The organism is Streptomyces sp. NBC_00442 (genome assembly GCF_036014195.1).
Classification (GTDB): domain Bacteria; phylum Actinomycetota; class Actinomycetes; order Streptomycetales; family Streptomycetaceae; genus Streptomyces.
Genome location: NZ_CP107918.1, coordinates 5652844 through 5674345, shown reverse-complemented (window position 1 = coordinate 5674345; position 21502 = coordinate 5652844). Strand labels below are relative to the sequence as shown.

Sequence of the window (21502 nt, the reverse complement as noted above, 5' to 3'; positions counted from 1 at the left end):
CAGACACCCCCTAGATACCTGGTGCTTGCGGAGCCGGGGCGGAGCCCGGCTCAGCCCTTGGTGGCGCCTGCGGTCATGCCGGTGACGAGGTGCTTCTGCACCAGGTAGAAGATGACGGAGACCGGGATGGCGATGAGCACGGCGGTGGCGGCCATGTAGTTCCACTGGGAGTCGTGCTCGCTGACGAAGCTGGAAAGGCCCACGGCGAGCGTGTACTTGCTGTCGTCGAGCATGAAGGTGGAGGCGAACGCCACCTCGCCCCACGCGGTGAGGCAGGTGTAGAACGCGGCGACGGCGAGGCCCGGCCGGGCGAGCGGCAGGATCAGCCGGAAGAAGGTGCCGAACGGGCTGAGCCCGTCGACGCGGCCCGCCTCGTCGATCTCGACCGGGATGGTGTCGAAGTAGCCCTTGAGCATCCACGCGCAGTACGGCACCGCGGTGGAGCAGTACACGAGGATCAGGCCGCCGTAGGTGTCGATGAGGCCGAGGTCGCCGAGGATCTGGTACATCGGCACGATCAGCACGGCGATCGGGAACATCTGGGTGACGAGCAGCACCCACATCAGCTTCTTGTAGCCGGGAAAGCGCATCCGGGAGACCGCGTAGCCGGTGGTCGCCGCGAACATCACGCCGATGACGCAGGTCAGCACGGCGATCAAGGCGGTGTTGCCGAGCCAGGTGAAGAACTTGGTGTGCTCGGTGACGAACGCGTAGTTGGAGAGGGACAGCTTGGACCAGATGCGGCCCGGGTGCAGGTAGTCGTCCTTGTCGGGGCCGAGCGAGACGAAGACGAGCCACACGATCGGGAAGAGCGCGACGAGACTGGCGAGGCACAGCGCGAGGTGCGACAGGACCGCGGTGCGGCGCCGGCCGTGGTCCCGGGAGACGACCTTGGTGGTCATGGGGGCATCAGACCTGTTCATTGCGGGCCAGCCAGCGACGGTAGAGGGAGGAGAAGACGATCAGGATGGAGAGCAGCAGCACGCCGTAGGTGGCGGACTGCGCGAATTCGCGGGGCTGCTGTCCGAAGCCGAGCCGGTAGGCCCAGGTGACGAGGATCTGGGCGTCGGGGGCGCCGCCGTTGCCGAAGAGCAGGAAGATGATCACGAACTGGTTGAACGTCCAGATGATGCCGAGCAGCACGACGGTGGCGCTCACGGGACGCAGGCCCGGCAGCGTGACGTGGCGGAAGCGCTGCCAGGGACTCGCGCCGTCCATCTCGGCGGCCTCGTACAGCTCCGCGGGGATCGTCTGGAGCCCGCCGAGCAGCGACACCATCATGAAGGGGACGCCGACCCAGGTGTTGACGAGGATCGCGGCGAGCTGCTGGAAGTGCGGCTGTTCGAGCCACTCGGGCTGCGGCAGGTGGAGCGTGCCGAGCACGGTGTTCACGATGCCGGAGTCGCTGAGCATCAGGCGCCAGGAGAAGACGGTGACGAAGGTGGGCACCGCCCACGGCAGGATCAGCATCATCCGGTAGAAGGTGCGGCCGCGCAGCTTCTGGTTGAGCAGCAGGGCGAGCGAGAGCCCGATGACGTAGTGCAGGGTCACACAGGCGACGGTCCACACCACCGTCCAGATGAAGTGCGACCAGAACCGGTCCCAGGCGGTCGGCCCCCACAGGATGTCCGCGTAGTTGTGCAGGCCGACGAACTCGTAGGTGCCCGCGATGTGGTTGGCGCCGATGGTGCGCGCCGAGTTGAGGCTGTTGGCGTCGGTGAGCGTGTAGTAGACGCCCTGGACGAGCGGATAGAGCACCAGGACGCCGAGGACGACGACGATCGGCGCGACCATCGCGTACGCGTACCAGTGCTTCTGCCAGGACCGCCTGAGGCGCTCCCGCGGCCCCGGGCGCGCCGTGGCCGCGCTCGTGGGGGCCGCGCCATCGACGGCAACGGTCATCTCGACACCTTTTCCGGGAAGTTCGGCGGACGTGCGTGCCGCCGGGCCGCCCCCGGGTGGGGAACGGCCCGGCGGCGGGGCTCACTTGGTGAAGTCGGGAACCAGCTTGGCCATGTCCTGCTGAAGGCTCTTGGCGGCGTCGGCGACGGACTCCTTGCCGTCCGCGGCCTTCGGCAGGGTGGTGTCCATCGGGGTCCACAGCGAGCTGTACTCGGGCAGCTCGGGCCGCGGCTGGGCGGCGGGGAGCACGCCCTGGAAGCCGGCGATGCCCGGGTCCGCCTTGACCTGCGCGGTGTAGGCGTCCTCGCGGGTGGGCAGCGTGGAGTTCTTCAGCGCGATGGTCTCCTGGCTCTTGGCCGAGGTCATGAAGTTGACGAACGTCATGGCGGCGGCCGCGTGCGCCTTGTCGGAGCCCGCGTACACGGACAGGTTGTGGCCGCCGGTCGGGGCGCCGGCCTTGCCGGTGGAGCCGGCCGGGACGGTGGCGATGCCGAGGTTGGCCTTGTCCTTGAAGGCGGCGCCCTTGTAGAAGTTGGTGATCTCCCACGGGCCCTGCACGATCGCTGCGACCTTGCCGTTCACGAAGGCGTCCTGGATGTGGGCGTACGCGTCGGCGGTGACGTCCGCCTTGTGCAGGCCGGGACCGTCGAACAGGCCCTTCCAGGTCTCAAGTCCCTTGACGGCGGGGGCACTTGCGATGGTGACCTTCTTGCCGGCGGTGTCGACCGTGTCGGTGCCCTCGCCGTACAGGAACGGCTGGGCGTAGTAGCCGGCGGTGGAGCCCCAGTAGCCGTCGACGCCGGCCTTCTCCTTGACGAGCGCGGCGTCCGCCTTCAGCTCGTCCCAGGTGGCGGGGGCCTTGGTGATGCCGGCCTGGGCGAACAGGGCCTTGTTGTAGACGAGGGCGAGGGTGTCGGTGACCAGCGGGACGCCGTAGGTCTTGCCCTGGAACTGGGCCTGCTTGATCAGGTTGGGCCGGAACTTGGCCTGGTCGGCGAGGGCCTCGGTGCCGTCGAGCGGCACGAAGTAGCCCTTCTTCGCGAACGCGGGCGTCCAGCCGACCTCGGCGCGCAGCACGTCCGGGGCGCCCTTGGCGCCCGCGGCGGTGTCGAACTTGTTCTGCGCCTGGTCGAAGGGGACGTTGACGTACTTGACCTTGATCTTCGGGTTCGCCTTCTCGAACTCCGTGACCAGCGCCTGGTACGTGGGTGCCTCGTTCGTGGCGTTCGAGGTGTCCCACCAGGTGATGGTGACCGGCCCGTCCGCCGTGCCGCCATCGCTGTCGCTGCCGCCGCAGGCCGTCGCCGCGAGCGCGAGGGTCGCCGCGATAGCGGTGGCCGCTATGCCACGTCGCATGAGAACTCCTTCACTGGGTGCCGTTCCGTCACGGCGCCGGATCGCCAGGAACGTAACAAGGATGAAAGACGACCGAAAGAGCTTGCGAAGAATTTCTGCAAGGCCGGTCGATCGTTACATCAGCGTGTCCGCACGGTTGCCGTTGTGCGCCTTGTCAAAGGCGGTATCGCTGGTCCACACGCACCTGCGGGATCTCTGCAAGGCTTCCGCAAGACCTTGCACGGCTGTTACTTTCGAGGGGCCATCGGCGTTGATCCCGCTGATTCAGCCGATCCCGCAGGTGCAGGGTTATACGAAGGGGACCACATATGACGCAGGAGCTGACGACACCCGCCGTCGCCCAGGACCGGGCCGGCCGGCCCGCCGGCTGGTGGCGCGACGCGGTGATCTACCAGGTCTACGTGCGCTCCTTCGCGGACGGCGACGGCGACGGCGTCGGCGACCTGCCCGGCATCACGGCCCGGCTGCCGTATGTGAAGGAGCTGGGCGCCGACGCGGTCTGGCTCACCCCCTTCTACGCGTCCCCGCAGGCCGACGGCGGCTACGACGTGGCGGACTACCGCAGCGTGGACCCGCTCTTCGGTTCGCTGTCCGACGCGGACGACCTGGTGCGCGAGGCCCACCGGCTGGGGCTTCGGATCATCGTCGACGTCGTGCCCAACCACACCAGCGACCAGCACGCCTGGTTCCGCGCGGCGCTGGCGGGAGGACCCGCGCGCGAGCGCTACCACTTCCGCCCCGGCACCGGCCCCGACGGTCAACTCCCGCCCAACGACTGGGAGTCGGTGTTCGGGGGCCCCGCCTGGACCCGCGTCGCCGACGGCGACTGGTACCTGCACCTGTTCGCCCCCGAGCAGCCCGACCTGAACTGGGACCACCCCGAAGTGCGCGCCGAGTTCGACTCGGTGCTCCGCTTCTGGCTCGACCTCGGCGTCGACGGCTTCCGCATCGACGTCGCGCACGGCATGGTCAAAGCGGCAGGCCTGCCCGACATCGGCGCGAAGGAGCAGGCCAAGCTCATCGGCAGCCAGGTGCTCCCCTTCTTCGACCAGGACGGCGTCCACGAGATCCACCGGGGCTGGCGCGAGCTGCTGGACGGCTACGACGGCGAGCGCATCGCCGTCGCCGAGGCCTGGGCGCCCTCGCCCGAGCGGCTCGCCCTGTACGTACGCCCCGACGAGCTGCACCAGGCCTTCAACTTCCAGTTCCTGACCTGCCCTTGGGACGGCGAGCGGATGCGCGCGACGGTCGACGCCTCGCTCGCCGCCACCGGCGCGGTCGGCGCCCCCACTACCTGGGTGCTCTCCAACCACGACGTCGTACGCCACGTGACCCGCTACGGCGGCGGAGCCCAGGGCCTGCGCCGGGCCCGCGCGGCGACCCTGTTCACCCTGGCCCTGCCCGGCTCCGCCTACCTCTACCAGGGCGAGGAGCTGGGCCTTCCCGAGGTCACGGACCTGCCCGACGACGTGCGCCAGGATCCCGCCTTCCACCGCGCGTCCGGCCAGGACGGCTTCCGCGACGGCTGCCGCGTCCCGCTGCCGTGGACGGCGGACGGCCCGTCGTACGGCTTCGGCGCCGCCGCGCCCTGGCTGCCGCAGCCGTCGGCCTGGCGGGGCCTGAGCGTCGCCTCCCAGTCCGGCGACCCGCACTCCACCCTGGAGCTCTACCGCGCGGCGCTCGCCCTGCGCCGTGAACTGCCGGGCCTCGGCGACGGCACGATGCACTGGCTCCCGGCCCCCGAAGGCGTGCTCGCCTTCGCCCGTCCGGGCTTCGTCTGCACCCTGAACACCCTGGACCGCGAGGTCCAACTCCCGTTCCCCGGACGGCCGCTGCTCACCAGCGCCGCCGTCGAGTTCGACGACGCGCGGGCCGTGCTGCCGGGCGAATCAGCGGTCTGGTGGGCAATCTGACGTGCGACCGGTACAGTCCAATCCCGTGACCGCACGGCTCGCCGACATCGCAGCCCAGGCGGGGGTCAGCGAAGCCACAGTCAGCCGCGTGCTCAACGGCAAGCCCGGTGTGGCCGCGGGCACCCGCGAATCCGTCCTGGCCGCACTCGACGTGCTGGGCTACGAGCGGCCCGTACGACTGCGCCGCCGCTCCGCGGGGCTCGTCGGCCTGATAACGCCGGAGCTGGAGAACCCGATCTTCCCCGCCCTCGCCCAGGTCATCGGCCAGTCGCTGACCCGGCAGGGATACACGCCCGTGCTCGCCACCCAGACCCCGGGCGGCTCCACCGAGGACGAGCTCACCGAGATGCTGGTGGACCGGGGCGTCTCCGGGATCATCTTCGTCTCCGGGCTGCACGCGGACACCACCGCCGACATGGAGCGCTACGAGCAGCTGCGCGCCCAGGGCGTCCCGTACGTCCTGGTGGACGGCTTCTCGCCCAAGGTGCAGGCGCCCTTCATCTCCCCCGACGACCGGGCCGCGATGCGGCTCGCCGTCACGCATCTCGCGGCGCTCGGTCACACCAGGATCGGCCTGGCGGTGGGGCCCAAGCGCTTCGTGCCGGTCCTGCGCAAGATCGAGGGGTTCACGGCCGGCATGCAGGACCGGCTCGGTCTGAGCCTCACCGAAGCCGAGTCCCTGATCCAGCACTCGCTCTACACCCTGGAGGGCGGCCAGGCGGCCGCCTCCGCGCTGATCGCCCAGGGCTGCACCGCGGTGGTGTGCGCCAGCGACATGATGGCGCTCGGCGCGATCAGGGCCGCCCGCCAGGCGGGGCTCGACGTGCCGCGCGACATCTCTGTGGTGGGATTCGACGACTCTCCGTTGATAGCGTTCACCGACCCACCGCTGACCACGATCCGCAAGCCGGTGACGGCGATGGGCCAGGCCGCGGTCCGCGCCCTGCTCGAAGAGGTGGGCGGCACCCCCGCACCGCACAGCGAGTTCGTGTTCATGCCGGAGCTGGTCGTACGCGGTTCGACCTCCGGCGCGCGCCCGCACGGCGGGCCGTGACCCCGAGCCCCGTCCGGGGGCACATCGTCCTTGGGGAGTAGCGGGTGCGGAACGAACCCGACCGGAGGATGATCGGCGGGGGGTATGTGCATCTGGCAGACTCTCTCCCTATGGGTGACATGACCGTGAAGACTCTGGAAGGCCGGACGGCCGCTCCAACCAAGGGACCGTCGGCCTCACCCACGACCAGCGAACCCGGACGAAATGGATTTACCGCCCGGGTGCGCAGCCTGCGCCGTCCGCGTCGGCCGCGCATCTGGTTCGAAATCCTTCTGATCGCGGTGAGTTACTGGGTGTACTCGCTGATCCGCAACGCCGTACCCGAACAGAAGGCGCAGGCGCTCAGGAACGCCGACTGGATCTGGAGCGTCGAGCACCACCTGGGCATCGCGGTGGAACAGTCGGTCAACCACGCCGTGAATTCGGTGACATGGCTCATCGTCGGCATGAACTACTACTACGCGACACTGCACTTCATCATCACCATCGGTGTTCTGGTGTGGCTGTTCCGTAGTCATCCGGGCCGCTACGCGGCGTCCCGCCTCGTGCTCTTCGCGACGACGGGCGTGGCCCTGGTCGGCTACTTCTTCGCCCCGCTCGCGCCGCCCCGCCTGATGAACGGCGGCGGCTTCATCGACACCGTTCTGGTGCATCACACCTGGGGCTCGATGGCCTCCGGCGACCTGAAGAACATGTCGAACCAGTACGCGGCGATGCCGTCCATGCACATCGGGTGGTCGACCTGGTGCGGCCTGACGATCTTCGCACTGGCCTCCGCTCCCTGGGCGAAGATCCTCGGTCTGCTCTACCCGATGGCCACGCTGGTGGTGATCGTGTCCACGGCGAACCACTTCTGGCTGGACGCGGTGGGGGGCCTGCTGTGCCTGAGCTTCGGGCTGCTGGTCTCGCGCGCCTGGTACGGCGCGTTGCCTCACCGGCTGCCGAAACTGGTCGAATCCAAGCGGCCGGGTTCCCCTCTCCGGCGCCGCCGCCAGGGCCACCCGTCCGGCGCGTAGCCCCCGGGCCGGCTTGTCGAGTGTGTCGAGTGCGGGCCGTGCCCGCGTCTCGCGCAGTTCCCCGCGCCCCTAGCTACTCGGTGCCGGCCAGCACAGGCCACCTCAGCCCGTCCGGCGATTGAGGACGAGCGCCCTTCAGGCGCGATACGGGGTCTGGGGCGGAGCCCCAGGGGGCCGCACCTTCAGAGTTGCCGCACGGGCGGGTGGGTGGGAAAACGCGTCCCGGGCGCCGCTGCGCCCTAGAGGTGCGCCCCGTAGAAGAGCTCCTCCACAACCCCCCGCGCCCTGCGCGTAAGGCGCCGGTAGTCCTCCAGCATGTCCCCGACATGCCCCGGCTCGTACCCGAGGTAACGCCCGACCGCCGCCAGCTCCCGCCCGTCGGAGGGAAACGTGTCCCCGGCCCGGCCCCGGACCAGCATGACCCCGTTGCGCACCCGCGTCGCCAGCACCCACGCCTCGTCCAGTATCGACGCGGCCTCCGTTTCGACGAGCCCCGCGGCGTGCGCCGCGGCCAGGGCCTCGCGGGTCCGGGTCGTGCGCAGACCCGGCAGCTCCCAGCCGTGCCGCATCTGCAACAGCTGGACGGTCCACTCGACGTCGGACAGGCCGCCCCGTCCCAGCTTGGCGTGCAGCGTGGGGTCGGCGCCGCGCGGCATCCGCTCGGACTCCATCCGGGCCTTGAGGCGGCGGATCTCGCGCACCGCCTCGTCGCTCAGCCCCTCCACCGGATACCGCAGCGGGTCGATCAGCTCGATGAAGCGGGCCCCGAGGTCGGCGTCGCCCGCCATCACCTCGGCGCGCAGCAGCGCCTGGCTCTCCCACACCAGCGACCAGCGCCGGTAGTACGCCTCGTACGACTTCAGGGTGCGCACCATCGGCCCGGACTTGCCCTCCGGGCGCAGATCGGCATCGATCATCAACGGCGGGTCCGAGGCGGGGAGTTGGAGGAGCCGGCGCATCTCCGAGACGATCCGGTTGGCGGCCCGCGCCGCGTCCTGCTCGTCGACGCCCTCGCGGGGTTCGTGCACGAACAGGACGTCCGCGTCCGAGCCGTAGCCCAGCTCGTGGCCGCCGAAGCGCCCCATGCCGATGACGGTGAAGCGGGTTGGCAGGGTGTCGCCCCACTCGGCCCGCACGGCGGCCCGCAGGGCGCCCGCGAGGGTGGACGCGTTCAGGTCGCTGACCGCGCCGCCGACCCGGTCGACGAGGGCGCCCGGATCCTCCTCGGCGGGGCTGTCCTCGGTCCCGTACGAGCCGATGAGGTCGCCCGCGGTGGTACGGAACAGTTCGCGCCTGCGCACCCCGCGGACCGCCGCGACCGCGCCTTCGGTGGTCTCGGCCCGGCCGACCGCGGCCATGATCTCCTGTTCGAGATGGTCACGGCCGCGCGGCGCGAGCCCGTCCGGGTCGCCCAGGATGGCCACCGCTTCGGGGGCGCGCAGGAGCAGGTCGGGGGCGAGCCGGCCGGCCGACAGGACCCGAGCCAGGTTCTCGGCCGCGGCGCCCTCGTCGCGCAGCAGCCGCAGGTACCAGGGGGTCTTCCCGAGCGCGTCGGACACCTTGCGGAAGCCGAGCAGACCGGCGTCGGGGTCGGCGGAGTCCGCGAACCAGCCCAACAGGACGGGCAGCAGGGTGCGTTGGATGGCCGCCTTGCGGCTCACGCCGGAGCTCAGCGCCTCCAGGTGACGCAGGGCCGCGGCCGGATCGGCGTAGCCGAGCGCTTCGAGGCGGTGCGCGGCCGCGCGGGGGCTGAGCCGGATCTCGCCGGGGGCGAGCTGGGCGACGGCGTCCAGGAGCGGGCGGTAGAAGAGCTTCTCGTGCAGGCGCCGCACGACCGAGGCGTGCCGCTTCCACTCCTTGTGGAGGCTGGCGACGGGCTCGGTGCGCAGGCCGAGCGACCGGCCGAGCCGGCGCAGGTCGGCGTCGTCCTCGGGCACGAGGTGGGTGCGGCGCAGCCGGTGGAGCTGGATGCGGTGCTCCATGGCCCGCAGGAAGCGGTACGCCTCGTCGAGCTGGGCGGCGTCGGCCCGGCCCACGTAGCCCCCGGCGGCCAGCGCCGCGAGAGCGTCGAGGGTGGTGCCGCTGTGCAGCGTGGCGTCGCTGCGTCCGTGCACCAACTGCAGGAGCTGGACGGCGAATTCGACGTCGCGCAGGCCTCCGGGGCCGAGCTTCAGCTCGCGCTCCACCTGGGCGGCGGGGATGTTGTCGACGACCCTGCGCCGCATCTTCTGCACGTCGGCGACGAAGTTTTCCCGCTCGGCGGCCTGCCACACCAGCGGGGCGACGGCCTCGACGTAGTCCTGGCCGAGTTCGAGGTCGCCGGCGACCGGACGGGCCTTGAGCAGGGCCTGGAACTCCCAGGTCTTGGCCCAGCGCTGGTAGTAGGCGAGGTGACTGGAGAGCGTCCGCACGAGGGGGCCGTTGCGGCCCTCGGGACGCAGGTTGGCGTCGACGGGCCAGATCACGCCCTCGACGGTGGTCTCCGAGCAGATCCGCATGAGGTGCGCGGCGAGCCGCCCGGCGGCCTGCATCGCGGCGCCCTCGTCGAAGCCGTCGACGGGCTCTGCCACGAAGATCACGTCGACGTCGGAGACGTAGTTGAGCTCGTGCCCTCCGCATTTGCCCATCGCGATCACGGCGAGCCGGCACTGGGCCGCGTCGTCGGGTGCGGCGGCGCGGGCGATGGCGAGGGCGGCGCGCAGCGTCGCGGTGGCGAGGTCGGCCAGCTCCGCGGCGGCCTGGGCCACGTCGGTGGTGCCGCACACGTCGCGGGCCGCTATGGCCAGCAGGCAGCGCCGGTAGGCGACCCGCAGGGTCACGGGGTCGTCGGCCTCGGCCAGGCCCCGCTCGAACTCGGCGACGCCGGGGTGCAGGTCCGCGGCCTCGTAGGTGACCAGGGCGTGCCAGTCGTGCGGGTGGCGGGCCAGGTGGTCGCCGAGCGCCTCGGACGCGCCGAGCACCCCGAGGAGGCGGTCGCGCAACGGCTTCGCGGTGACGAGGGTGTCCAGGAGGGCGCGGCGCTCGTCGTCGTCCTGCGCCTCGACGATGCGGACCAGGCCGATGAGGGCCAGATCGGGGTCGGCGGTGGCGCCGAGCGCGTCCAGGAGGACGGGGTCGGTGCGGACGGGGGCCAGCTCGGGGGTCTCCAGGAGGCGCTCGGCGGCGGAGGGATCGGTGAAGCCATGTCGCAGTAGCCGAGTGAACGTACTGCTCCTGCGCCCCGGCACCGGCACGGTCATCTGGCCGCCTCCCACGTCGTACGTAGCCCGAGCCTAGCGGGACCCCGCCCCGCCGTCCCCGCCGAGCCCCCCGGGCCACGCCCCCGACCCCGCCTTCGTGTGCGGACCACGCCCGCACCTAGCGCAGTTACCGGTGCCCCTCTCCCCACCTCCGTCCGCAGACCGTGCCCGCCTCCCGCGCAGTTCCCCGCGCCCCTAACCCCGCTTCCGTCCGCAGACCGTGCCCGCCTCCCGCGCAGTTCCCCGCGCCCCTGAAACCCGCCTTCGTGCGCGGACCGTGGACGGCTGATCGCGCAGTTCCCCGCGCCCCCAAAACCCCGGTTCGTCAGCGGACCGTGCCCGCCTCCCGCGCAGTTCCCCGCGCCCCTTACGGGGCTCGGTGCCGGGCGGCATGGGCCACCTCAGCCCGTCCGGCGATTGAGGACGAGCGCCCTTCAGGCGCGAACGGGGTCTGGGGCGGAGCCCCAGGGGGTGAGCAAGGCCACATGGTTTGCCGAGTTGCCAGAAGGAACCTCATTCCTGGACCTTTCGTCTTCCTGATCGATCAGGTTCTGACAACCCCTGATCGAGCACCACGGCCCCCGCCGACCCCGTGCTCACGCACCGCCCGGCCGCAGGCCGCCCGCACCCCCCGAAAGACCGCACCCATGAAGTCCAGGCCGCCGCTGCGCTCCGCGCTGCTCTCACGCCGCGGCGCCGTCGCCGGCTCCGCGCTCGTCGCCGTGCTCATATCCGGCGGCGCGTTCGCCGAACTCGCCACGTCCGACAGCGAGGGCGCGGACGCCTCCGCCGCCCGCGCCGCGGACGCACGGCCCGCGAGCGGCCAGGCCATCGCGTCCCCTCCCCCGGTGCGGCCCACCGGCGGCTCGGTGATGCAGATCATGGCCCACCCGGACGACGACCTGTTCTTCATGAACCCGGACACCGGCCAGTCCCTGCGTTCGGGCCGCCCCATGACGTCGGTCTACGTCACGGCGGGCGAGGCGGACGGCGTGAACTCGCCGCCGGTCAAGAAGGGCGCCCCGCGGCCCAAGGCCGACCGGGCCGCCTACTCCGAGGCCCGCCAGAACGGCATACGCGGGGCCTACGCGCAGATGGCGACCGGCGACCGGGCCAGCTCCTGGACCCGCAGCTCCATACCCACCGCGGGCGGCGGCACCGCGGAACTCGACACGCTCGACGCCCACCCCGCGATCCACCTGGTGTGGGTGCAGCTGCGCGAGTCCGAGACGATCCTCGGCAACCAGCCGCACAGTCTGCGCGGCCTGTGGAACGGCAAGACCGCCGCGCTGACCTCGCAGCTCGCATCGGGCAGCCCCGCGCACCCCTTCGCGTACACGAAGGACCAGCTCGTCACGACGCTCGCCGGCCTGATGACGCGGTTCCACCCGACGCACGTCCGCACGATGGACCCGACGCCGAGCGTGGACGGCAAGCCGGGCAAGATCATCGACCACCAGGACCACATCTTCAGCGCCCGCTTCGCGCAGGCCGCCCTCCAGGAGTACGCGAGGTCCGTGAACCACCCGGACTTCAGCGTCCAGACCTACTTCGGGTACAACACCAGCCACCTGCCGCACACCTTCACCCAGCAGGTGAGCGACGCCAAGGCCGGCATCGTGGAGACGTACGCCTGGATGAACCCGGACGACAACTACTGTGCCAGCGCCGCCGGTTGCGGCGACCGCAAGGTCGCGCCCGACCCGCACGGCAACAACTGGGCCGAGTCGGTCCGCTACAGCCGCACCAACTCCACGTCCTGGCTGCAGGCCGGCAAGGACGGCGGCCTGTGGGCGTTCGGCGTGCTCGACCAGCGGCTCGCCGTCTGGCACAGGGCGCCCGGCGCGAACGGCGCCTGGGGCGAACGCGTGCTGCTGCCCGGCGACGGCCTGGATCCCGGAGTGAGCGCCACGCGTCTGCCCGACGGCCGGCTCGCGGTGTTCGGCACCCGCACGCTCTTCGGCACCGACCTCGGTGACTACCACCGCGAGGTGGTGGCCACCGTGCAGCGTGCGGACGGCGGCTTCGGTCCCTGGACCTCGCTCGGCGCCCCCGACGCCAGCGGCGGCAACGGCATCTTCGACATGTCCACGCCCTCCGCCGCGGTCGACGGCACCGGCAGGCTCACCGTGTTCCTGCGCGGCGGCGACCGCCGGCTGCACTCCCTGACCCGTACCGAGGACGGCGGCTGGACCCGGTGGACCGCGCTGGGCGGTGCCGCGCTCGTCGGCGATCCGGTGGCGGCCACCGACGGCGCGGGCCGCGTCCACGTGTTCTCCAGCACCCCGAAGACCATGTCCACGTGGGTCCAGCCGGCCCCTGGCACCCCGGCCACCGCGCACGCCGTCGACACCGGGCTCCCGCCCAACACGACGGGTCTGTCCGCCCGCGCGGACGGCGCCGGCGTGCGGGTGTACTACCGTGCCGCGGACTCCGGCGACGTGCGGAGCGTACTGTTCACCGGCGCGGTTCCCTCCGCCCCCACCGACCTCGGCGGCGCCTCCGGCTACGGCATGGTCGGCGCGGCGGGTCCGCTCGTGGCGGGCCGTACCGCGTCGGGCGCGCTCGCCACGCTGGAGCCCGGCGCCGCGGGACCGCACTGGAAGCCGGACGAGAACGTCCTGTTCACCGGCGCCCCCTCGGCGGCCGAGGACGGGGTCGGCGCGGTGGCGGCCGCGATCGGCCTGGACGGACGGCTGTACTGGACGCAGGCCCCGGGCCCGGCCGCCCCGGCCGCCCCGTGGCAGCCCACGACGACGAACTGACCCGCCCGGTCGGCGCGGCCGATCCCTCGAACGCGTCCGCAAAAAAAGAGCGTCGTCACCGCGCCCTCAGCGCTCCCTCAGCGCGCTCTCACCCCGCCCTCACCTCGCTCTTCACCGCACGAGGCTCTTCTCCCGCTCCGCCGCGCCCGCGGGTACGGTGACGGGCGTGGGCGCGGGCGTCGGCGTCCTCGGCAGGAGCCGACCCGGGAAGCGCGGCTCCACCAGGGGCCGGACCAGCACGCGTACCGGCTTCGTCGACAGCAGCACCACCATCGCCATCACGAGCGCGCTGAGCCCCAGCTGCCCCGCGAGCCCCGCCGCCCCCACGGTCCGGAAGAAGCCGTAGTGCTCGGCGATCCGGACCAGGAGCCCGTGCAGCAGATACGGGTAGAGGGTGACCGCGCCGAACGCCGTGATCCACGTCCGGCGCCCCGGCACCAGCGCGAGGAAGGCCGCCACCAGGAGCGCGGTCACCGCGAACAGGGCCAGCTTGAGCAGGAGATACCGCACCAGCGACACCTGGAGGACGGTGGCGTCGGCGTCCGAGGACAGCCAGTCGTCGCTCGGGTCCGGTGACAGCCAGTAGGCGAGCGCGAGGGCGCCGGCGAAGACGGGCACCGCGATCACGCGGGCCGCGCGGGTGCGCAGCCGGGCGAAGTGTTCGGGACGCAGCCGCAGCCCGAGGACGAACCACGGCAGGAACATCAGCACCCGGCAGAGCGCCAGCTCCCCGCCGACCGCGGTCGTGCCCGCGACGAGCGAGACGACGAAGGCGATGGGCAGCGCGTGGCGCACGGAGTTCCAGATCGGCGTGGTGACGCGCCAGACGAACAGGGCGATGAGGAACCAGCACAGATAGGTCGGCGAGGTCGGGGTGATCGCGAGTTCCGTGCCGCGCACCCAGTGGTAGACGAGGCTGTAGAGCGTCTCGAAGATCAGGTACGGGACCAGCACTCCGCCGAGCAGCCGGCGGATCTGGTCGGGCCGGGCGGTGAAGCTGCGGGAGAAGTGGCCGGAGAGCAGGATGAAGGCCGGCATGTGGAAGCAGTAGACCAGGTTGTGCAGGGCTCTGAGGCCCGGGGTGTCCGGGGTGATGACCTCCTCCCAGCTGTGGCCGAGCGCGACCAGGACGATCAGCAGGAACTTGGCGTTGTCGAAGAACGGGCTGCGATCGGGGGTTCGGGGGCTGCCAGGACCGGGGTGGAGGGTGGAGCTGGTCATTCGTCCCACCGTAGGGGGCCCGGTGTGGTTGTCGGGGGAGCCGCCGCCGAGTGCACCGGACGTTCCCCGGGTCTTCACTCGCCTCCCCCTTCCGAGTTGACATGGACACCCCTAACCTCTGGGTGCGCCCGCAGCAGGGCGCGCCCTCTCCCCCAGGGCCGCGTCCCGACCGGCGCGTGCCCGAGCCCCCCTCACCCCGGAGGCAGCCGTGCCCGGCGACCCCGCTCCGCGCCGCACCCGTACCGCGTTCCTCTGTGCCCTCGGCCTCGCGGCCGCGTCCGCCGGCCTGTGGGCCGGTCTCGGCTCCGCTTCCTCGGCGCAGGCCGCGGCGAGCGTCCCCACCCCCGACCACGTGGTGGTCGTCGTCTTCGAGAACCACGCCTACAACCAGGTCATCGGCAGCTCCAGCGCCCCGTACATCAACTCGCTGAAGTCCGGCGGCGCCAGCCTGCCCGCCTCGTACGCCGAGACGCACCCCAGCCAGCCGAACTACTACGCGCTCTTCTCCGGCTCCACGCAGGGCGTCACCGACGACAGCTGTGTGACCCCCGGCTTCTCCTCCGCGCCCAACCTCGCATCCGAGGTGATCGCCGCCGGCAAGACCTGGGCGAGCTACAACGAGACGCTGCCCAGCCAGGGTTCGACCACGTGCACCAGCGGCAAGTACGCACAGAAGCACAACCCGTGGTTCGGCTTCTCCAACGTGCCGACGTCATCGGCGTACACCTTCGCCCAGTTCCCCGGCGACTACACCAAGCTGCCCCAGGTCTCGTTCGTCACGCCGAACCTGTGCAGCGACATGCACGACTGCTCGGTCTCCACGGGCGACACCTGGCTGAAGAACAACCTGGGCGCGTACGCGACCTGGGCCAAGACCCACAAGAGCCTGCTCGTCATCACCTTCGACGAGGACAACCGGCTCGCCGGCAACAAGATCCCCACCGTCCTCTACGGCCAGCAGGTGACCCCGGGATCCTCGTCCCCGACGACGTACAACCACTACAACCTGCTGCGCACCATCGAGGACATGTACGGCACCGCGCACGCCGGACAGGCCGCCAACTCCTCGGACATCACGGGGATTTGGACGAGCTGACGTGTACGTAGCGGACAGTCGCGGCACCCCCGCCGCTCCTGCCGACGCCGCCCGGTCAGGCACCGGGCGGCGTTCGGCCGTCGCCTCCACCGTGCTGGCACTGGGCACGGTCAGTCTCATCACGGACGTCTCCTCGGAGATGGTCACCGCCGTGCTTCCGCTGTACCTCGTCACCGGCCTCGGACTCTCCCCGCTCGGCTTCGGGCTGCTCGACGGGGTGTACAACGGCTTCAGCGCGCTGGTCCGCCTCCTCGGCGGCCACCTCGCCGACCGCGGCGGACGCCACAAGACGGTCGCGGCGCTCGGCTACGGCCTCTCCGCCGTGTGCAAACCCCTGCTCCTGCTGGCCACTTCGCTCCCCGTGATCGGTGCGGTGCTCGCCGCCGACCGCACCGGCAAGGGGCTGCGCACCGCGCCGCGCGACGCCCTCATCTCGCTGGCCTGCGCGCCGGAAGCCCGCGGCCGGGCCTTCGGGGTGCACCGGGCGATGGACACGGCGGGTGCCCTGCTCGGCCCGCTGACCGCGTTCCTGATCCTGCGTCAGGCCGCCGACGGCTATGACGCGGTGTTCACGGTGAGCTTCTGCGTGGCCGCCGTCGGCGTGCTCGTCCTGCTCCTGTTCGTCCCCTCGCGCACCCCGCTCGCGACGCCGGTCCAGGGAGCACCACGGCCCTCCCTGAAGGCGGCCCTGGCCCTGCTGCGTGTCCGCCCCGTACGCCACCTCACCCTCGCGGCGCTGCTGTTGGGACTGGCCACGGTGAGCGACTCGTTCGTCTACCTCCTGCTCCAGCACCGGCTCGGCGTGCCCGACCGCTGGTTCGCGCTGCTGCCGCTCGGTACCGCCGCCGCCTTCCTGCTGCTCGCCGTGCCGCTGGGGCGGCTCGCGGACCGGGTGGGCCGGTGGCAGGTGTTCCTCGGCGGCCACGCCGCCCTGCTCCTCGCGTACGTGCTGCTCCTGACCGGCTGGCAGAGCCCGGCCCTCCCCTTCCTCGCGCTGGCCCTGCACGGCGGGTTCTACGCGGCGACCGACGGTGTCCTGATGGCGGCGGCGGCCGGGTCCGTTCCGGCCGAACTCCGCTCCTCCGGCCTCGCGTTGATCCAGACCGGCCAGGCGCTGGCCCGCTTCGCCTGCTCCATCGCCTTCGGTGCGGCCTGGACGGCGTGGGGCGACCGGACCGCGCTCGGCACGGCGGCGGCCGCCCTGACCGCGTGCGCGACGGCCGCGTTCCTGCTCCGCCCCGCCAACTCTCCCGAGGAAGCCCGGCCTTGACCCTTCGCAACAAGATCCTCGTCCTGCTGGCGGCCCTCGCGGTCCTGGCGGGAGTGGCCACCGTGTCGGTACTGCACGCGGCCGGCCGTGAGAACCGCAAGAACCAGGCACAGGCCGGCGGCCCCCACGTCACCCCCGGAACGGTGTCGTTGACGCCGGACGCTCCCCGGATCGTGTTCCGCAACATGGCGTGGGGCCCGCACCGCGACGAGCTGGCCACGGTCCCCGCCGCCGACGCGGCGGGCCCGCGCACCGCCTCCGGCGTGAAGTGCCTGCGCTTCTACGCGGCGGCCGGCACCGGTATCTGCCTCCAGGCCGAACACGGCACGATGACGGACTCCTACCGCGCGGTGCTGCTCGACGCACGGCTGAGGGAACGCGCGCACTACGCCCTCCCCGGCATCCCGACCCGGGCCCGGGTCTCGCCGAGCGGGCGCTGGGCGGCGTGGACGGTGTTCGTGGGCGGCGACTCGTACGCGGGCACCAACTTCTCCACCCGCACGGCGGTCCTCGACACCCGGACCGGTCGCCTCACGTCCTCCCTCGAGGACTTCACGGCCACGCTCGACGGCAAGGAACACCACGCGGCCGACACCAACTTCTGGGGCGTCACCTTCGCCGCCGACGACCGGCACTTCTACGCGACGATGGCGACCGGCGGCCACACGTATCTCGTCCGGGGCGACCTCGCGGAGCGCACGGTGACCTCCCTGCACACCAACGTCGAGTGCCCCTCGCTCTCCCCCGACGGCACCCGGATCGTCTACAAGAAGCGGGTGGCGGGTCTGCCCGCCGACGCCCCGTGGCGGCTGTACGCCCTGGATCTGGCGACGATGCGCGAGACCGCCCTCGCGGAGCCGAGGAGCGTGGACGACCAGGCGGTCTGGCAGGACGACCACACGGTCGCCTACGCCCTGGCCGGGGACTACGGCACCGACCTGTACACGGTCCCGGCCGACGGAACGGGCAAGCCCCGCCGCCTGCTGACGGCGGGGCTCGCCCCGGCATACCTGGGCTGAGCGCGGCCCGCTACTCCTTGTAGGTGCGGAAGAAGTCCCGCTCGATCTCACGGGACTCGACCAGGATGTGCAGCCGCCGCCCCTCGACCCCCGTCGCGTGCTTGCGGGCGATCTCCAGAACGGCCTCGCTCAGGCGCTCGATCGCGTGCGGGGTGCGCCCCGACCCGATGGCGACCTCGACGAAGACGGCGTCGATGCCCTCGTCGGTGGCGGCGAAGAAGGACTCCTCGATCCGCCGGAACCGGCTCTTGAACGCCTCGACGGGCGCGTTGATCAGCCCGGACGCGACCTCGTGAACCTCACGGGCGAACGCCCGCCGGTCGAACGTGGCGTCGAGCCGCTCGGAGTATTCGACGGTGACGAAGGGCATGAGCACATCCTTGGGTAGTAGGCGGTCCGACCGTAGCGGGCGGCGGGGCCGGGCGGGATGGTCCGTCCGACTGGCGGGCGCCCCGACGGCCCGGCATCCGGCCGGACCGCCCCGAGGCCACGTCGATCCGCAGCAACTCCCCTACAGCACCGGCAGGTTCTTCCGCAGCTCGAAGGCGGTGACCTCGCTGCGGTACTCCTCCCACTCCGACTTCTTGTTGCGCAGGAAGAAGTCGAAGACGTGCTCGCCCAGGGTCTCGGCGACCAGTTCGCTGCGTTCCATCAGGGCGATGGCCTCGCCCAGGTTCTGCGGGAGGGGCTCGATGCCCATGGCGCGGCGTTCGGCGTCGGTGAGGGCCCACACGTCGTCGTCGGCGCCCTCGGGGAGTTCGTAGCCCTCCTCGATGCCCTTGAGGCCGGCCGCCAGGAGCAGGGCGTAGGCGAGGTAGGGATTGCAGCCGGAGTCGAGGGAGCGGACCTCGACGCGGGCCGAGCCGGTCTTGCCGGGCTTGTACATGGGGACGCGGATGAGGGCCGAGCGGTTGTTGTGGCCCCAGCAGATGTACGAGGGCGCCTCACCGCCGGCGCCCGCGGTGCGCTCCGAGCCGCCCCAGATCCGCTTGTAGGAGTTGACCCACTGGTTGGTGACCGCGGCGATCTCGGCGGCGTGCTTGAGCAGGCCCGCGATGAAGGAGCGGCCCACCTTGGACAGCTGGTACTCCGCGCCCGACTCGTAGAACGCGTTGCGGTCGCCCTCGAAGAGGGAGAGGTGGGTGTGCATGCCCGAGCCCGGGTACTCCGAGAAGGGCTTCGGCATGAACGTGGCCTGGACGCCCTGTTCGAGCGCGACCTGCTTCATGACCAGGCGGAACGTCATGATGTTGTCGGCCGTCGAGAGGGCGTCGGCGTAGCGCAGGTCGATCTCCTGCTGTCCCGGCGCGCCCTCGTGGTGGCTGAACTCGACCGAGATGCCCATGGATTCGAGCATGGTGATCGCCTGGCGGCGGAAGTCCATGCCGACGTTCTGCGGGGTGTGGTCGAAGTAGCCCGAGTTGTCGGCGGGGACCGGGCGGGTGCCGTCGAGCGGCTTGTCCTTCAGGAGGAAGAACTCGATCTCGGGGTGGGTGTAGAAGGTGAACCCGAGGTCGGAGGTCTTGGCCAGGATGCGCTTGAGGACGAAGCGCGGGTCCGCGAAGGACGGGGAGCCGTCGGGCATCCGGATGTCGCAGAACATCCGGGCCGTACCGGGGGCCTCCGCGCGCCACGGCAGGATCTGGAAGGTGGACGGGTCGGGCCGGGCGATCATGTCGGACTCGTAGACCCGGGCGAAGCCCTCGATGGCCGAGCCGTCGAAGCCGATGCCCTCGTCGAAGGCCTGTTCCAGCTCGGCCGGGGCGACCGCCACCGACTTCAGGAAGCCCAGCACATCGGTGAACCACAGGCGCACGAACCGGATGTCGCGCTCCTCCAGGGTTCGGAGCACGAACTCCTGCTGCTTGTCCATAGCCACATCCTTGCAGTTCAGACGGCCTGTGCACCGTTGCCCCGTCGAAGCCGGGGGCGGCGGGGGAATCCTCAGTATCGAGGCGCGGGATTACCTCCACATTACGCACCCGGTATGACCTGCGGCACCTCCCCTCCCCGCGTGTGCCCCCGCGTCCTTCACCCATGGGGACACGGGGCCGGGGCCGCGCCGGGCGGCACGCTGTGCCGGCGTCCGGGGCCCGCCCGGGGCGAAGCCCCGGCAACCCCGCCCATCGGGTGCGGCTCCGCCGCGGCGGGTGGGGCTTGGCAGGGTGGGTGATGGGCGGCATCCTCAGCCCGTTCGGCGCGTGAGGACGATCCTCCGCTCCACCGCTCCCCGCCACAGAAGGACATCACGCATCCATGGCCATCCAGAACGATCCCAACGCCGCCCGCAGAGCCCGTATGGAAGAGCTGCGCCGCACCGAGCGGGCCCGGCAGCGGCGGGGCAGAATCGTGGCGATCTCCTCGGTCACCGGCGCCGTCATAACCGTCGCGGGTCTGGTCGGATTCGGTGTGTACGCGTTCGGCGCGTCGGACGACTCCGGCGCCAAGGGCGGTGCGGCCCAGGTCACGCCCCCGTCCGACGCCCCCCGGGCGGGGACGGTCGCGATAGCGGGCGAGAAGGACTGGGACGCCGCGAAGCTGACCCGCAATCACGTGACGACGAAGGTCAGCTATCCGATGCGGCCGCCGGTGGGCGGCGACCACGACCAGGTGTGGATGAACTGCGGCGGCGACGTCTACCAGAAGCCGGTCCCCGACATGAACGCCGTGCACTCCCTGGAACATGGCGCGGTGTGGGTGACGTACACCGACAAGGCGTCCGCCGCCGATGTGAAGAAGCTCGCGGCCAAGGTGTCGTCGACGCCGTACTCGCTGATGAGCCCGTACCGGGACCAGGCCGGGGCCGTCATGCTGAGTGCCTGGGGCAAGCAGGTCACCGTCACCGGCGCGGACGATCCCCGGGTGAACCAGTTCTTCACGAAGTACGTCCAGGGCCCCCAGACACCCGAACCGGGCGCCCCCTGCACCGGCGGCCTGGACGCGCGGTGAGCCGGCGCTCCTGGGGGCTGATCGCCGCCCTCGGGCTCGCGATGGTGTTCGCGGCGGCCGCGGTGCTCGTCTCCGCGGGCGGCGGCCGGGCCACGGCCGAGCCCAAGTCCCCTTTTCCCACGACCACTTCGGCGGACGCCGGGTTCGCGCGCGACATGGCGACCCACCATCAGCAGGCGGTGGAGATGTCGTTCATCGTGCGCGACCGCACCTCCGACGAGGAGGTACGGCGCTTCGCGTACGACATCGCCAACACCCAGTCCAACCAGCGGGGCATGATGCTCGGCTGGCTCGACCTGTGGGGGCTGGCGACGTACGACGCGTCCCGGCCGCCGATGGCGTGGATGGGCATGAGCATGAAGCCGGGCGCCGACGGCGCGCTGATGCCGGGGATGGCCACCAACACCGATCTGAACCGGTTGCGCGGCCTCAGCGGCAAGGACGCCGAGGTGCTCTACCTCCAGCTGATGACCGCGCACCACCAGGGCGGCATCCACATGGCACGGGGCTGTGTGGAGCGCTGCACGGTGGGCGCGGAGAAGCGGCTGGCGCAGGGCATGGTCGACGCGCAGCAGTCGGAAATCGGCGCGATGGCACAGATGCTGAGGAAAAGGGGCGCTTCGCCGCTTTCCAACTGACCACCCACAAACGCTCTTTGGCGTTTCTTGGTGATCACATGCCCCCCGCATGAACCGTTCCTGA

Annotated in this window: 16 protein-coding genes; 9 read left to right on the top strand and 7 right to left on the bottom strand. The window is 71.4% G+C overall.

Annotated features, from left to right (window positions below):
* Nucleotides 1-50: 50 nt before the first annotated feature.
* From OG432_RS25435 to OG432_RS25425, 3 genes are all read right to left on the bottom strand, one after another.
* The gene (locus OG432_RS25435; protein ID WP_328313280.1) at nucleotides 51-902 is read right to left on the bottom strand and encodes a sugar ABC transporter permease; all 852 of its coding nucleotides are present in this window, start codon (nucleotides 900-902) and stop codon (nucleotides 51-53) included.
* Nucleotides 903-909: 7 nt separating this feature from the next.
* A complete protein-coding gene (locus OG432_RS25430) occupies nucleotides 910-1902 on the bottom strand; it encodes a carbohydrate ABC transporter permease (protein ID WP_328313279.1) in 993 nt (330 codons plus the stop codon).
* Nucleotides 1903-1983: 81 nt separating this feature from the next.
* On the bottom strand, nucleotides 1984-3258 hold the full coding sequence (locus OG432_RS25425) for an extracellular solute-binding protein (RefSeq protein WP_328313278.1): 1275 nt from the start codon (nucleotides 3256-3258) through the stop codon (nucleotides 1984-1986).
* Between the two features lie 308 nt (nucleotides 3259-3566).
* On the opposite strand from OG432_RS25425, the gene OG432_RS25420 reads away from it, so the two are divergent.
* The 3 genes from OG432_RS25420 (at nucleotide 3567) to OG432_RS25410 (ending at nucleotide 7241) form a co-directional block, all read left to right on the top strand.
* Nucleotides 3567-5171: a glycoside hydrolase family 13 protein gene (locus OG432_RS25420; protein ID WP_328313277.1), complete on the top strand. Its 1605-nt coding sequence runs from the start codon at nucleotides 3567-3569 to the stop codon at nucleotides 5169-5171.
* A gap of 25 nt (nucleotides 5172-5196) precedes the next feature.
* On the top strand, nucleotides 5197-6225 hold the full coding sequence (locus OG432_RS25415) for a LacI family DNA-binding transcriptional regulator (protein ID WP_328313276.1): 1029 nt from the start codon (nucleotides 5197-5199) through the stop codon (nucleotides 6223-6225).
* A 110-nt stretch (nucleotides 6226-6335) separates the two neighbouring features.
* Nucleotides 6336-7241: a phosphatase PAP2 family protein gene (locus tag OG432_RS25410; RefSeq protein WP_328313275.1), complete on the top strand. Its 906-nt coding sequence runs from the start codon at nucleotides 6336-6338 to the stop codon at nucleotides 7239-7241.
* Nucleotides 7242-7480: 239 nt separating this feature from the next.
* Here the strand turns inward: OG432_RS25410 and OG432_RS25405 are convergent, their stop codons facing one another.
* Entirely contained in the window at nucleotides 7481-10480 is a 3000-nt protein-coding gene (locus OG432_RS25405; RefSeq protein WP_328313274.1) for a bifunctional [glutamine synthetase] adenylyltransferase/[glutamine synthetase]-adenylyl-L-tyrosine phosphorylase, read from the bottom strand.
* 647 nt (nucleotides 10481-11127) lie between these two features.
* On the opposite strand from OG432_RS25405, the gene OG432_RS25400 reads away from it, so the two are divergent.
* Nucleotides 11128-13245, top strand: coding sequence for a PIG-L family deacetylase (locus tag OG432_RS25400; RefSeq protein WP_328313273.1), 2118 nt, complete (start codon nucleotides 11128-11130; stop codon nucleotides 13243-13245).
* Between the two features lie 111 nt (nucleotides 13246-13356).
* Here the strand turns inward: OG432_RS25400 and OG432_RS25395 are convergent, their stop codons facing one another.
* The gene (locus OG432_RS25395; RefSeq protein WP_328313272.1) at nucleotides 13357-14466 is read right to left on the bottom strand and encodes an acyltransferase family protein; all 1110 of its coding nucleotides are present in this window, start codon (nucleotides 14464-14466) and stop codon (nucleotides 13357-13359) included.
* Nucleotides 14467-14674: 208 nt separating this feature from the next.
* On the opposite strand from OG432_RS25395, the gene OG432_RS25390 reads away from it, so the two are divergent.
* From OG432_RS25390 to OG432_RS25380, 3 genes are read left to right on the top strand one after another with little or no spacing between them, the layout of a single operon-like run.
* Nucleotides 14675-15562 carry an alkaline phosphatase family protein gene (locus OG432_RS25390; protein ID WP_328313271.1) on the top strand — a complete coding sequence of 296 codons (888 nt, stop codon included), beginning with the start codon at nucleotides 14675-14677 and terminating at the stop codon, nucleotides 15560-15562.
* Between the two features lies 1 nt (nucleotide 15563).
* Nucleotides 15564-16832 (top strand): MFS transporter, encoded by a 1269-nt coding sequence (locus tag OG432_RS25385; RefSeq protein WP_328313270.1) that lies wholly within the window; start codon nucleotides 15564-15566, stop codon nucleotides 16830-16832.
* A complete protein-coding gene (locus OG432_RS25380) occupies nucleotides 16829-17851 on the top strand; it encodes a TolB family protein (protein ID WP_328313269.1) in 1023 nt (340 codons plus the stop codon). Before OG432_RS25385 ends, OG432_RS25380 begins: the two co-directional genes overlap by 4 nt.
* 10 nt (nucleotides 17852-17861) lie before the next feature.
* Here OG432_RS25380 and OG432_RS25375 read toward each other — a convergent pair whose 3' ends face one another.
* Together OG432_RS25375 and OG432_RS25370 are read right to left on the bottom strand one after the other, a co-directional pair.
* Nucleotides 17862-18221, bottom strand: coding sequence for a 5-carboxymethyl-2-hydroxymuconate Delta-isomerase (locus tag OG432_RS25375; RefSeq protein ID WP_328313268.1), 360 nt, complete (start codon nucleotides 18219-18221; stop codon nucleotides 17862-17864).
* 141 nt (nucleotides 18222-18362) lie between these two features.
* A complete protein-coding gene (locus OG432_RS25370) occupies nucleotides 18363-19724 on the bottom strand; it encodes a glutamine synthetase family protein (RefSeq protein ID WP_328313267.1) in 1362 nt (453 codons plus the stop codon).
* A 383-nt stretch (nucleotides 19725-20107) separates the two neighbouring features.
* Here OG432_RS25370 and OG432_RS25365 point away from each other — a divergent pair, with 383 nt between their 5' ends.
* Both OG432_RS25365 and OG432_RS25360 read left to right on the top strand, forming a co-directional pair.
* Entirely contained in the window at nucleotides 20108-20800 is a 693-nt protein-coding gene (locus OG432_RS25365; protein ID WP_328313266.1) for a DUF3105 domain-containing protein, read from the top strand.
* Between the two features lie 41 nt (nucleotides 20801-20841).
* Nucleotides 20842-21438 carry a DUF305 domain-containing protein gene (locus OG432_RS25360; protein WP_328315233.1) on the top strand — a complete coding sequence of 199 codons (597 nt, stop codon included), beginning with the start codon at nucleotides 20842-20844 and terminating at the stop codon, nucleotides 21436-21438.
* The last annotated feature ends 64 nt before the right edge of the window (nucleotides 21439-21502 follow it).

What these genes read in the sequence shown, in the direction of transcription:
- OG432_RS25435 (WP_328313280.1), bottom strand. Translation starts at nt 902, where the DNA reads ATGACCACCAAGGTCGTCTCCCGGGACCACGGCCGGCGCCGCACCGCG.
- OG432_RS25430 (WP_328313279.1), bottom strand. Translation starts at nt 1,902, where the DNA reads ATGACCGTTGCCGTCGATGGCGCGGCCCCCACGAGCGCGGCCACGGCG.
- OG432_RS25425 (WP_328313278.1), bottom strand. Translation starts at nt 3,258, where the DNA reads ATGCGACGTGGCATAGCGGCCACCGCTATCGCGGCGACCCTCGCGCTC.
- OG432_RS25420 (WP_328313277.1), top strand. Translation starts at nt 3,567, where the DNA reads ATGACGCAGGAGCTGACGACACCCGCCGTCGCCCAGGACCGGGCCGGC.
- OG432_RS25410 (WP_328313275.1), top strand. Translation starts at nt 6,336, where the DNA reads ATGGGTGACATGACCGTGAAGACTCTGGAAGGCCGGACGGCCGCTCCA.
- OG432_RS25405 (WP_328313274.1), bottom strand. Translation starts at nt 10,480, where the DNA reads ATGACCGTGCCGGTGCCGGGGCGCAGGAGCAGTACGTTCACTCGGCTA.
- OG432_RS25400 (WP_328313273.1), top strand. Translation starts at nt 11,128, where the DNA reads ATGAAGTCCAGGCCGCCGCTGCGCTCCGCGCTGCTCTCACGCCGCGGC.
- OG432_RS25395 (WP_328313272.1), bottom strand. Translation starts at nt 14,466, where the DNA reads ATGACCAGCTCCACCCTCCACCCCGGTCCTGGCAGCCCCCGAACCCCC.
- OG432_RS25375 (WP_328313268.1), bottom strand. Translation starts at nt 18,221, where the DNA reads ATGCCCTTCGTCACCGTCGAATACTCCGAGCGGCTCGACGCCACGTTC.
- OG432_RS25370 (WP_328313267.1), bottom strand. Translation starts at nt 19,724, where the DNA reads ATGGACAAGCAGCAGGAGTTCGTGCTCCGAACCCTGGAGGAGCGCGAC.
- OG432_RS25365 (WP_328313266.1), top strand. Translation starts at nt 20,108, where the DNA reads ATGGCCATCCAGAACGATCCCAACGCCGCCCGCAGAGCCCGTATGGAA.
- OG432_RS25360 (WP_328315233.1), top strand. Translation starts at nt 20,842, where the DNA reads ATGGTGTTCGCGGCGGCCGCGGTGCTCGTCTCCGCGGGCGGCGGCCGG.